Raw genomic sequence first — 12,710 nt, forward strand, 5'->3', positions numbered from 1 at the left:
CCGAACGAGCTACCCGATCAGCGCCAGCACCGCTCCCGCCGCAACCACGCCGCCGGCCTCGGCACGGACGTCCGTGACGGTCCCGCCGCGGTGCGCGGAGACCTGGGTTTCCATCTTCATGGCCTCGAGAACAACCACGGGATCGCCCGCCGACACCTCGGCGCCGGGCTCGACCAGCCACTTCACCACGGTGCCGGCCATGTCCGCACGCAGCTCTGCCGGGTCAGCGGCGGCAGCGCCGCCGTCGGACGCCGAATCAAGTGAGACCCCGGCAGGAACAGCCCCGCCGGACTGCGTCCGGGTAGAAAGAGCCCAGCCGTCCAGCAGGTCCGCGGGCAGGCCGACCGCCATCCGGCGGCCGTCCACCTCGACGGTGATGGTGCGGCGTTCGCCGCCGGGCGCGGTGGTGCTGTCATCCGGGTCGACGGAGATGGAGATACTGTCCGCGAAGTCGGTTTCGATCCAGCGGGTGTGGATGCCCAGGCCGGTCTCGGACGTGAAGTCCGGCGATTCCAGCACGGCGCGGTGGAACGGCAGCACGGTGGCCACGCCGGTGATGCTCATCTCCGCGAGGGCCCGGCGGGCACGTCGCAGCGCCTGCTGGCGGTCGGCGCCGGTGACAATCAGCTTCGCCAGCAGGGAGTCGAACTGCGGCGGGGCGAAGGAGCCGGAGCGGACCCCGGTGTCGAGCCGGATGCCCGGGCCGGTGGGGCCGGAGAACTCGGTGATGGTCCCGGGCGAGGGCAGGAAGCCGCGGCCTACGTCCTCGGCGTTGAGCCGGAATTCGAAGGCGTGGCCGCGCGGCGCCGGGTCTTCGGTGAAGCGCAGCGGCTCCCCCGCGGCAATCCGGAACTGCTCCTGCACAAGGTCGATCCCGGTGGTCTCCTCGGTGATGGGGTGCTCCACCTGCAGCCGGGTGTTCACCTCGAGGAACGCCACGGTGCCGTCCGCGGCCACGAGGAATTCCACCGTCCCGGCGCCGGAGTAGCCGGCCTCCCGGCAGACGGCCTTCGCGGCGTCGTAAATCTGCTGTGTCTGATCCTCGCTCAGGAACGGCGCGGGGCCTCCTCGAGGAGCTTCTGGTGCCGGCGCTGGAGTGAGCAGTCGCGGGTGCCGACGACGATGACGTTGCCGTGCGCGTCGGCCAGGACCTGCGCCTCGACGTGGCGCGGACGGTCCAGGTAGCGCTCCACGAAGCACTCGCCCCGGCCGAAGGCGGCGACGGCCTCGCGGACGGCGGAGTCGAAGGCTTCCTCCACCTCATCCAGGGCGCGGACCACCTTCATGCCGCGACCGCCGCCGCCGAAGGCTGCCTTGATGGCGATCGGCAGGCCGTGCTCTTCGGCGAAGGCGCGGGCCTCCTCAGCGGAATCCACCGGACCGTCGCTGCCGGCGACGAGCGGGGCACCGGCGCGGACGGCCGCCTCGCGGGCGGTGATCTTGTTGCCGAGCAGCCGGATGGCGTCCGGGGTGGGGCCGATCCAGGTCAGTCCTGCGTCGAGGACGGCCTGGGCGAAGTCGGCGTTCTCGGAGAGGAAGCCGTAGCCGGGGTGCACGGCGTCCGCGCCGGACTCGGCGGCCACCGCGAGCAGCTTGGGGATGTTCAGGTAGGTGTCCGCGGGCGAGTTGCCGTCCAGGCTGAACGCTTCATCCGCGGCGGAGACGTGCAGGGCGTCGGCGTCGATGTCCGCGTAGACGGCGACGGACGTCAGCCGCGCGTCGTCGCAGGCCCGGGCGATCCGGACGGCGATTTCGCCGCGGTTGGCGATCAGGACCTTGCGCATCAGTTACTCGCTTTTCGTTCAGAAGTGGTCTGTTCGGTGGTGACCGGCGCCGCGCTGTCGGCAGGGACCCAGCGGAAACGGATCTTGCCGCCGATCGGCACCTGGGCGGCAGTGTCCAGCTGCTGGTCCACCACGACGGCCATCACCGGGTAGCCGCCGGTGATGGGGTGGTCGGCCAGAAAGAGCACTGGCAGGCCTTCGGGCGGGATCTGGAGGGCACCGGCGACGGTGCCTTCGCTGGGGAGTTCGCCGGTGCGGCTGCGCTGCAGCGGGGTACCGTCCAGGCGCATGCCCACCCGGTTGGACTGCGGCTTCACATCCCAGTCCTGGCCGGCAAAGGACGCCAGGGCCGCGGCGTCGAACCAGTCGGCGCGCGGGCCGGGGACGACGTCGAGCACGGTCACCCCGGTGCCCGGGAAGTCCGGCTGCAGTTCGGGATTCCCGACGACGCCGGACTCGGCTTCCCCCCCGGCGGCGAAGACCTGCCCGGCGGCCAGCGGCGCCGGGCCGATGCCGGACATGGTGTCGGTGGACCGGCTGCCGAGGACCGGTGCGGCGTCCACACCGCCGCGGACGGCCAAGTAGCTGCGGAAGCCGCTTTCCGGCGCACCGATACCTAGGATTTCGCCGTCGAGCAGGGCGAAGGGTGTGGCCATCGGCACTGTGCGGCGGACCGGCTCTGAGTCCACGTCCGGCGCCGACTCGATGCTCAGTTCCGACGGCGCCCCGGCGACTGCGAGAACCTGGTCCCGCACGGCCTGGACCCTGAGCCCGGCGGCGACGGTCTCGATGGCGGCGGCCGACGGCGCGTTCCCCACGAGGCGGTTGGCCCGGCGCAGCGACGCCCGGTCCAGCGCCCCGGCGGCGGAGACGCCCAGGGCCGAGTGGCCGTGCCGGCCAAGGTCCTGGATCAGGCTCTGCGTGCCCGCCGAGACAATCCGGAGACCGGACGCGACGTCGTGCGACTCCGAAGGCACCGCGGCGGGTTCGGCAGCCAGCGTCACGGAATCTGGCACGGCGCGGAACTGCACGCGGTGCCCGGGGGCGGCCAGTGCGGGCTGCTCGCGGTCCAGATCCCACATTTTCGCGCCGGTGCGGCCGATCAGCTGCCAGCCGCCGGGGGAACTGCGCGGATACACGGCCGAGTAATTGCCGGCCAGCGCCACCGCACCTGCGGGCACGGCGGTGCGCGGCGAGCTGCGGCGGGGGACTTCCAGCGCCTGGTTCTCCCCCACCATGTAGCCGAAGCCGGGGGCGAAGCCGGCGAAGGCCACGGTCCAGATCTGGCCGGAGTGGGCCGCAATCACGCCCTCCGTTCCGAGGCCGGTCAGCTTCCCCACTTCGGCGAGATCCTCGCCGTCGTACACGGTGTCGATGACCACCAGTTCGCCGTCCCGCTGCACCGGCGCGGTGAGGTCCAGCTGCAGCAGGAGTGTGGCGATGCGCCGCGCCGAGGCCGGCGAGTCGGCCTTGACCAGGACCGTCTCGGCCGCGGCCAGGACGTCCTCCTGGCCCGGCAGCGGGTGCTCGAGGAGCAGCGCCTGCAGGGCAAGCACGTCCTGGGTGCCGGAGAGCTCCGCGAGCACCGCGCGGGTCCCCACGGCCCGCACCGAACTCACTTTGTGAACTGCCGCCTGCTGTCCTGCCAAGGTGTCCCCCGCTGTCTCAATCATCGGCTGCCTGCATGGTTGCTCGTGCCGGAAAAGGGATCCGCGCCGCTCAGGCGCGGGCATCCTGCAGGAGCCGCTCTTCTTCCTCGGTCTGCGGATCCCGGCCGAGGGCCAGTCCTACAACCGTCACAACCGAGGCAACCGCAAGGTAGACGGCGATCAGGAGCCAGCTGCCCGAGGCAGCATAAAGTGCCGTGAAGACCAGTGGTGCGATGGCGCCGCCGATCACCCCGGCCAGGGTGTAGGCCAGCGAGCTGCCGGCGTAGCGGAGCCGGGGCGGGAACTGCTCCGTGATGTAGGCGGCCTGCGGGCCGTACATGAAGGCGTGCAGGGCCAGGCCGATCACGACGCCGAGGGTCAGCATGAGCACGGACTTGCCCTGGACCATGAGGAAGAACAGCGGGCCGTAGACGGCGGTGCCGACGGCGGCGATGCCGTAGACGAGACGGCGGTTGATGCGGTCCGTGAGGGCGCCGGCCGCGGGAATGAGCACCAGCTGGAAGGCGGAGCCGATCAGGATGGCAGCGAGCACGTTACTGGTGGTCATACCAAGTTCCTTGGTGGCGTAGACGGCCACAAAGACGGTGAACAGGGAGTAGAGGACGTCCGGGCCGACACGGGAAAGGGCGGCGGCCACGAGGGCGCGCGGTTCCTTGGTGAAGACCTCCTTGATGGGGGCCTTCGGCTGCTCGCCGTGGGCCAGGATGGCCTTGAACACCGGGGTTTCGTCAAGCTTGAGGCGGATCAGCAGGCCGAACACCACCAGCACGGCGGACGCGAGGAAGGCCACGCGCCAGCCCCAGGACAGGAAGGCTTCGGTGCTCAGCGTCGCGGCGAGCACCGCCAGGACGCCGTTGGCCATCAGGTTGCCGGCCGGCGGGCCGATCTGCGCGGCGGAGGACCAGAAGCCGCGCTTGTGGGCGTCGCCGAATTCGCTGGAGAGCAGGACGGCACCGCCCCATTCCCCGCCGACGCCGATCCCCTGGGCCAGGCGCAGCAGCACGAGGATGATGGGGGCGGCTATGCCGATGACCGTGTAGTCCGGAAGCGCGCCGATGAGCACCGTGGCGATACCGATCATCAAGAGGGTGGTCACGAGGACGTGCTTGCGGCCGATCCTGTCTCCGAGGCGGCCGAAGAGGATGCCGCCGATGGGGCGGGCGAGGTAGCCCACGGCGAAGGTGGAGAAGGAGAGCAGGAGCCCAACGAACTCGTCGCCGACCGGGAAGAAGATCTTGGGGAACACCAGGGCCGAGGCCACAGAGTAGATCGCGAAGTCGTAGTACTCGAGCGAGGTGCCGGTGAGGCTCGCGATGTAGGCCTTGAGGGCGCCGGGCGGCAGCTTCTTTTTGGCGGCGGCCGGGGTGGCCTGGTGCGGTGTGGTCATGGTTTCCTCCGGGTGTGCGGGGTGCTGCCTGTTGCTCGGGTGTAGGTGTGTGTGATGCCGGTGAACCCGGGTGCTGCCGGGCTTGCCCGGACTCGTGTTGAGGCGAATCCGTTTTTAGACGAACGCGGCGGTGGTGATGCCCGCGGCGGTGAGCGCTTCGCGGACGGCGGCGGCCATCGCGACAGCACCCGGGGAGTCGCCGTGGACGCAGATGCTTTCGGCGCGGATTTTCAGGATGGAGCCGTCGATGGTGCGGACGGCGGAATCGGAGGCCATCCGGAGCACATGCTCAGTGACCTCCGCGAGGTCATGCAGGACGGCTCCGGGGAGCGTACGCGAGACGAGGGTGCCGTCCGGGTTGTAGGCCCGGTCGGCGAACGCTTCGGTGACCGGGCGGAGTCCGGCGGCCTCGGCAAGGCGGAGTACTTCCGAGCCCGGCAGGCCCAGGATCGGCAGCTTCGGGTCAACGGACTTCACGGCGTCGACGACGGCCTTCGCCTGGGCGGTGTGCGCGACGATGGCGTTGTAGAGTCCGCCGTGCGGCTTGACGTACCTGACCTGGCCGCCCTCGACGGCGGCCAGCGCCTGCAGCGCACCGATCTGGTAGACGACGTCGTCCGCCAGTTCGATCGGATCGATGTCCAGGAAGCGGCGGCCGAAACCGGCCAGGTCGCGGTAGGCGACGTGGGCACCGATCATGACGCCGGCAGCAACCGCCTCGCGGCAGGTCCGGCGGATGACGCTGGGGTCGCCGGCGTGGAATCCGCAGGCCACGTTCGCGCTGGAAACAGAGCGGAACATCGCTGTGTCGTCGCCCAGGGTCCAGCGGCCGAATGACTCGCCGACGTCGCTGTTAAGGTCGATGGTTGCCATTTGTGATCCTCGTCTCATGATAGCCCCGTATATAAGGATGCATCACTTTGACGGATTGTTCAACAATCTGTTGGCTCGACGTTGAACTACCCCGAAGACACCACCGAAGGAGCAGGTCCAATGAGCACGCACGAAAGAGCGACCCGGGTTGCCCGTTGCGGGCGGACCCGGGTCGCTGCCGTCTTCGGGCGTCCCGGACGTAGCGGGAGCGGCGGCCGAAGCCGCCACTCCCGCAGCTTTGTTACTTCCCGGCCGCTACCGGGACCGGGCGCTCATCCGCCGGCTTCCCGGCGTCGGCACCGGCTGCGGGAGGGGTTTTCAGCTTGAGGCGCTTGCCGAACGTGGCCCCGCCGCCCTTGCCGCTGCGGTTCTTGTTGAAGATGTCGAAACCGACGGCGAGGAGCAGCACGAGGCCCTTGATGAGCTGCTGGTAGTCGGTGCCGAGGCCCAGGATGGACATGCCGTTGTTGAGCACACCCATGATCAGGCCGCCGATCATGGCCCCGGCCACGGTGCCGACGCCGCCCTGGACCGCCGCGCCGCCGATGAACGCCGCAGCGATGGAGTCCAGTTCGAACCCGGTGCCGCCGGCCGGCTGGGCGGAGTTGAGCCGTGCCGTGAACACGAGGCCGGCCAGTGCGGCGAGGCCGCCCATGTTCACGAACAGCCGGAACGTGACGGCCTTGGTCTTGATGCCGGACAGCTCCGCCGCGTGGAGGTTGCCGCCGATCGCGTAGGTGTGCCGGCCGAAGACGCTGTTGTTCATCAGTGCCGTGTAGACGATCACCAGGACCGCGAGCACAATCAGGACGATCGGTGTGCCCCGGTAGCTGGCGAGGAGGAAGGTGATGGTCAGCATGAGCAGGGCAATGAACGCGGTCTTGGTGGCGAACCAGGCCATCGGCTCATTCTCGAGTTCGAACTTCTTGCGGATCCGGCGTTCCTTGACCGCCTGGATCACCAGCGCCAGGGTGGCGCCGACCCCCAGGATGACCGTCAGCCATTCCAGCACCGAGGTGCCGCCGGAAATGTCCGGCAGGAACCCGCCGCCCAGCGCCCGGAGTTCGGCCGGGAACGGCGTGATCTGCTGATTCTTGAGGGTGATCAGCGTCAGGCCGCGGAAAATCAGCATACCGGCGAGGGTGACGATGAAGGCGGGAATGCCGACGTATGCGATCCAGTAGCCCTGCCAGGCACCCACGAGCGCGCCGACCAGCAGGCAGGCGGGGATGGCGAGCCACCAGGCCCATCCCCAGTGCACGATCATGACACCGGCGACTGCGCCGATGAAGCCGGCGATCGATCCGACGGACAGGTCGATGTGGCCGGCGATGATCACCATGACCATGCCGATGGCCAGGATCAGGATGTAGCTGTTCTGGACCACCAGGTTGGTGACATTTTGCGGCTCCAGCAGGATCCCGTCCGTCAGGATCTGGAACAGCAGGACGATCAGGATCAGGGCGACAAAGATGCCAACCTGGCGGAGGCGGCTTGTCAGGAAGCCCAGGGATTCTCGGAGGGCGGACATGTTCGCTATTCCTTCTCTTTGGTCATGTAATGCATGAGGGTTTCCTGCGATGCTTCGGCGATCGGGACCTCGCCGGTGATGTGCCCGGCGGACAGGGTGTAGATCCTGTCGCAGATGCCCAGCAGCTCGGGCAGTTCGGAGGAGATCACAATGACCGCCTTTCCTTCCGCGGCCAGCTTCGCGATGATCGTGTAGATCTCAAACTTCGCGCCGACGTCGATCCCGCGGGTGGGTTCGTCGAGGATCAGCACGTCCGGGTCGGAGAACATCCACTTGCTCAGCACCACCTTCTGCTGGTTGCCGCCGGACAACTTGCCCGTGATGGCGGCGACCGACGGCGCCTTGATGTTCATGTTCTTCCGGTAGTCGTTGGCCACGACGGTTTCCTGGTTCTTGTCCACCCAGCCGCCCTTGACCAACTTGCGGAGCGCGGCCATGGAGATGTTCCGCTTGATGTCCTCGATGAGGTTCAGGCCATAGAGCTTGCGGTCCTCGGTGGCGTAGGCGATGCCATGCTTGATGGCGGCGGAGACGGTGCCGGTGTTGATTTCCGTGCCGTACTTGAAGACCCTGCCGGAGGTTGCCGTGCCGTAGCTGCGCCCGAAGACGCTCATGGCCAGCTCCGTCCTGCCGGCGCCCATCAGTCCGGCCAGCCCCACCACTTCCCCCTTGCGGACGTTGAGGCTGGCGTTGTTGACCACCATCCTGCTGTGGTCCTGCGGGTGCCGGACGGACCAGTCCTCGATCCGCAGGACTTCCTCGCCGATCTGGGGATCCCGGTCCGGGTACAGGCTTTCCAGGTCCCGGCCCACCATTCCGCGGATAATGCGTTCCTGGGTGATCTCGCCGTCGCCCAGGCGGAGGGTTTCGATGGTCTTGCCGTCGCGGATGATGGTGACGGCATCCGCGACCTTGCGGATTTCGTTGAGCTTGTGGCTGATGATGATGCAGGTGACGCCCTGGCCCTTGAGGTGCAGGATCAGGTCCAGCAGGTGGCCCGAGTCCTCGTCGTTGAGGGCCGCCGTCGGTTCGTCGAGGATGAGGAGCTTGACTTCCTTTGAGAGCGCCTTGGCGATTTCCACGAGCTGCTGCTTGCCCACGCTGATGTGCTGGACGGGGGTGACCGGGTTTTCACTCAGGCCCACCCGGGCCAGGAGTTTCGCGGCCTCCAGGTTGGTCTTCCGCCAGTCCACCCAGCCGCGCTTGGCCTGTTCGTTGCCGAGGTAGATGTTCTCGGCGATGGACAGATACGGGCTCAGTGCCAGCTCCTGGTGGATGATCACGATCCCGCGCTTCTCGCTGTCGCTGATGCTGGAGAAGTTGCAGGGTTCGGTTTCGAAGAGGATCTCGCCGTCGAAGGAGCTGTGCGGGTACACGCCGGACAGCACCTTCATCAGGGTGGATTTCCCGGCGCCGTTTTCCCCGCAGATGGCGTGGACTTCGCCGCGGTTCACCTGCAGGGTGACGTCCTGGAGGGCCTTCACGCCCGGGAAGGTCTTGGTGATTCCTCGCATTTGAAGAATGGGTGTGTTCATCGCCAATTCTCACTGACTGGTAGTACCTGAGACGTCCTGCGGCTGCAGGGGTCTACGGGAAGGGTGGCGGCCCGGGCTTTCCGGCGGCCCGCCACCCTTCAACGTGGCTACTTGACGTCGGCCTCGCTGTAGTAACCGGAGTCGATGAGTTCCTTCTTGTAGTTCTCATTCGTGATGATGACGGACTTGAGCAGGTACGCCGGGACCACCTTGACCTTGTTGTTGTAGGTCTTGGTGTCGTTGACCTCGGGCTCCTGGCCCTTCAGGAGGGCGTCGACCATCTTCACTGCCTGGGCACCCAGCTGCCGGGTGTCCTTGAAGATCGTGGAGTACTGCTCGCCGGCGATGATGGACTTCACGGATCCCTTTTCAGCGTCCTGGCCGGTAACGATCGGCAGGCTTCCCTTGGCGTAGCCGCCGGTGCTGGTCAGGGCCGAGATGATGCCGATGGACAGGCCGTCATACGGGGAGAGAACGCCGTCGAGCTTCGTGCCGGAGCTGTAGGCGGCGGTGAGGATGTCCTCCATGCGTTTCTGGGCCACGGGGGCCTGCCAGCGCAGGATGGCGGCCTGCTCGAACTTGGTCTGACCGCTGGGAACCTTCAGGGTTCCGGCGTCCAGGTACGGCTTGAGCGTGTCCATGGCGCCGGTCCAGAAGAAGTTGGCGTTGTTGTCATCCGGGCTGCCGGCGAAGAGCTCCACATTGAAGGGGCCCTTGCCTTCGACCTTATTGCCGCTGGCGTCAACGAGGCCCAGGCCGGTCAGCAGCGAAGTGGCCTGCTGCACGCCCACCGTGTAGTTGTCGAAGGTGGTGTAGAAGTCGACATTCGGCGTGCCGTTGATGAGCCGGTCGTAGGCGATGACCTTGACGTTCTGTTCCTTCGCCTTGGCGAGGACGTCGGTCAGCGTGGTGCCGTCGATGGCCGCGATGATGAGGGCTTTGGCGCCCTTGGTGAGCATGTTCTCGATCTGCGCCACCTGCGTGGGGATGTCGTCATTGGCGTACTGCAGGTCGGTCTTGTAGCCGAGCTTCGTCACGGAGTCCGAGACGTTCTTGCCGTCGGCAATCCACCGTTCCGAGGTCTGCGTCGGCATCGAGATCCCGACGAGGGAGCCGGCAGCATCGGCGCTGGCGGACGGGGCGGCCGTACCGGGCCGGCTGCCGCAGCCGGTGGCCCCGACGGTCACAGCGAGGACAACCGCAACGGCGCCCAGGAGTTTCCTGATCTTCACAATTTTCTCCTTCCGCGGACCCGTGGGCCGCGAAGTTGCTTCTGATCGCAGTTCTTCACGTCATTGTGTCCCGTGAGGGGCGGTAACAGCGGGAGGAATGCGGAGGTCTGGATGGAACGGGGGTTCAGCCGGCAAGGGAACTGCGGCTTATTGTTATCGCTAACAATATGAACAAAGATAGCTTCTCGTATCATGTGAGTCAACGCACATTCGGCGTTTATTGTCCTTCGGGCTGACGGCGGGCCGTCAGGAGGTCAGGCGGCGAAGATGCACCAGGACGCGTCGTGCGAGGCTCCGGGTTCGAGCCGCACGAGGTCCGTGCCCGTGTTGAAGGCGTCCGGCGGGCAGGTCATCGGTTCGACGGCGAGCCCCAGCCGGGTGGGCAGCGGCGGTTCCGTGTCCCCGGTGTAGAGCTGCAGCCAGGCGCAGCTGCGGTCCCAGGCCATGCCGACGCCGGTCCCGCCCGGGTCCCGGACCACGACGTGTGCCCGCCCTTCGCCGTCGTCGTCGTCGAAAACAATGTCGGTGAAGGCATGGTCGATCTCCGTGGAACCGATGACGCGGGCGGCGCGGAAGTCGTATTCGTGTCCTTCAACGGGCCGGATGGCGACCGGCAGCAGCCGGTCCGGCGTGACCTCGAGAATCGTCCGCGCGGGGACCTCCAAGCGCCATTCGTCCAGCGGCGCAGGTCCTGCCAGCAGGTAGGGGTGCGGGCAGACCCCGTAGGGCGCGGTCCGCTCCCCCACATTGGCGGCCGTGACGGTCGCGTGCAGTCCGTCGCCGTCCAGCCGGTAGCAGGCGGTGATCGACAGCGCGAACGGGTACCCCGGCGTGGGCTCGATGGTGCGGGAGAGCACCACGGCGGAATCCGTCCGGGAGTCCAGCCGCCAGTCCAGCTCCGGCGTGAAGCCGTGCAGGGCGCACTGCCGGCCTGGCTCATTGACCGGCACCCGGTAGTCAACCCCGTCAAAGGTGTACTTGCCGTCCGGAATCCGGTTCGGCCAGGGTGCCACGATGACGCCGCGGAAGTCCGGATTTGGCCCGCCGGCCGGGAATGGGACAACAAGATCCCGTTCCCGGTGCCGCAGCCTGCGGATGGCGGCTCCCCGGGCGGCGATGACCGCGGTGTACTCCCCGTGCCGGAGCCCGTATTCGGCCCCGGTCACAGCCCGCCGGCCAGCTTGTAGTAGGCGGCGTTCCAGGCCAGCTCCTTCTTGAACCCCCTGATGGTGGTGCCGTCGTCAATGGTCAGCAGCTCCGTGCGGGCGATCTCGGCGAAGTCCTCGAAGACATCCATGCCGACGGCGGTGGTCAGGACCGTGTGGTGGGCGGCCCCGGCCGTCAGCCAGGCGGCCGCGGACGTGGTGAAGTCCGGCTTGGGCGACCAGAGCGCGCGGGCCACCGGCAGGTTGGGCAGCGGCTCGTCAAGGTCCACGACGTCGACGGCGTTCGCCACCAGGCGGAAGCGGTCGCGCATGTCGGACAGCGCCACCACGACGCCGGGGCCGGCGTCGGTGTCGAAGACCATACGGACCGGGTCTTCCTTGCCGCCGATGCCGAGCGGGTGGACTTCCACGCGGGGCTTTGTGGCGGTCAGGGAGGGGCAGACCTCGAGCATGTGGGCGCCCAGGATCTTCTCCTGGCCCGGGACGAGGTGGTACGTGTAGTCCTCCATGAGGGAGGCGCCGCCGGGCAGTCCGGCGCCCATGACCTTGGCGGCCCGGACCAGGATGGCGGTCTTCCAGTCGCCCTCGGCGCCGAAGCCGTAGCCGTCGGCCATGAGCCGCTGGACGGCCATGCCCGGCAGTTGGCGGAGTGCGCCGAGGTCCTCGAAGGAGGTGGTGAAGGCCGCGGAGCCGTTGGCCTCCAGGAAGCTACGCAGGCCCAGTTCGATCCGTGCGCTGTAGCGCAGCGACTCATGGCGCGCTCCGTCGGCCCGAAGTTCGGGGGCCACGTCGTAGAGCCGCTCGTATTCGCCGACGAGGACGTCGACGTCGGCCTCCGGCGCGCCGTGCACGGCGTCGGCGAGGTCGTTGACGGACCAGGTGTTCACCGAGACGCCGAAGCGCAGTTCCGCCTCGGTTTTGTCCCCCTCGGTGACGGCGACGTTGCGCATGTTGTCGCCGAAACGGGTGAGCTTCAGGGTCCGGACGGCAGCCCAGCCGGCCGAGGCGCGCTGCCAGGATCCGACCTGGCGGGACACCTCGGAGTTGGACACGTGCCCGACGACGGTCTTGCGCGGAATGCCGAGGCGCGACTGGATGTAGCCGAACTCGCGGTCGCCGTGCGCGGCCTGGTTCAGGTTCATGAAGTCGAAGTCGATGTCCGCCCACGGCAGTTCGACGTTGGCCTGGGTGTGCAGGTGCAGGAGCGGTTTGCGGAGCAGGTCCAGGCCCTGGATCCACATCTTGGCCGGGGAGAAGGTGTGCATCCAGGCGGTCACGCCGATCACGGCGTCGTCGGAATTCGCTTCCAGGGCGGTGCGGCGGATGGCCTCCGAGTCCGTGAGCACGGGTTTCCAGACGATTTTCACCGGGACGTCGGACGAGCCGTTGAGCTGCCGGCCAATCTCCTGTGACTGCGCGGCCACCTGCTTGAGGACGTCCTCGCCGTAGAGGTGCTGGCTGCCGGTGAGGAACCAGACCTCGTACTGCTCAAGGGACGTGTTGTTGGCGTTGGACATGTTTTCTCCTGCGGA

General features: G+C 67.7%; 8 protein-coding genes and 1 pseudogene. All 9 read right to left on the reverse strand.

From position 1 onward, the window contains the following. Positions 1–9: 9 nt before the first annotated feature. The 9 genes and pseudogenes from ABIB26_RS01025 to araA all read right to left on the reverse strand — a co-directional run bounded on the left by ABIB26_RS01025 (position 10) and on the right by araA (position 12,695). Positions 10–1,784: pseudogene (locus ABIB26_RS01025) on the reverse strand (acetyl/propionyl/methylcrotonyl-CoA carboxylase subunit alpha). Continuing rightward, positions 1,784–3,457 carry a 5-oxoprolinase subunit B/C family protein gene (locus ABIB26_RS01030; protein WP_354238751.1) on the reverse strand — a complete coding sequence of 558 codons (1,674 nt, stop codon included), beginning with the start codon at positions 3,455–3,457 and terminating at the stop codon, positions 1,784–1,786. Before ABIB26_RS01030 ends, ABIB26_RS01025 begins: the two are co-directional and overlap by 1 nt. Positions 3,458–3,503: 46 nt before the next feature. After that, entirely contained in the window at positions 3,504–4,841 is a 1,338-nt protein-coding gene (locus ABIB26_RS01035) for an MFS transporter (protein WP_354238753.1), read from the reverse strand. A gap of 114 nt (positions 4,842–4,955) precedes the next feature. Continuing rightward, positions 4,956–5,714 carry a LamB/YcsF family protein gene (locus tag ABIB26_RS01040; RefSeq protein ID WP_354238755.1) on the reverse strand — a complete coding sequence of 253 codons (759 nt, stop codon included), beginning with the start codon at positions 5,712–5,714 and terminating at the stop codon, positions 4,956–4,958. A 241-nt stretch (positions 5,715–5,955) separates the two neighbouring features. Then, a complete protein-coding gene (gene mmsB, locus ABIB26_RS01045; protein WP_354238757.1) occupies positions 5,956–7,245 on the reverse strand; it encodes a multiple monosaccharide ABC transporter permease in 1,290 nt (429 codons plus the stop codon). 5 nt (positions 7,246–7,250) lie between these two features. Beyond that, entirely contained in the window at positions 7,251–8,780 is a 1,530-nt protein-coding gene (gene mmsA / locus ABIB26_RS01050; protein ID WP_354238758.1) for a multiple monosaccharide ABC transporter ATP-binding protein, read from the reverse strand. Positions 8,781–8,887: 107 nt separating this feature from the next. Then, on the reverse strand, positions 8,888–10,012 hold the full coding sequence (chvE, locus tag ABIB26_RS01055) for a multiple monosaccharide ABC transporter substrate-binding protein (RefSeq protein WP_354238760.1): 1,125 nt from the start codon (positions 10,010–10,012) through the stop codon (positions 8,888–8,890). Positions 10,013–10,266: 254 nt separating this feature from the next. After that, positions 10,267–11,178 carry an aldose 1-epimerase family protein gene (locus ABIB26_RS01060; protein ID WP_354238762.1) on the reverse strand — a complete coding sequence of 304 codons (912 nt, stop codon included), beginning with the start codon at positions 11,176–11,178 and terminating at the stop codon, positions 10,267–10,269. Further along, positions 11,175–12,695, reverse strand: coding sequence for an L-arabinose isomerase (gene araA, locus ABIB26_RS01065; protein WP_354238764.1), 1,521 nt, complete (start codon positions 12,693–12,695; stop codon positions 11,175–11,177). Before araA ends, ABIB26_RS01060 begins: the two co-directional genes overlap by 4 nt. Positions 12,696–12,710: the final 15 nt, after the last annotated feature.

It is taken from the genome of Arthrobacter sp. UYEF20 (genome assembly GCF_040546335.1).
Taxonomy (GTDB): Bacteria; Actinomycetota; Actinomycetes; order Actinomycetales; family Micrococcaceae; genus Arthrobacter.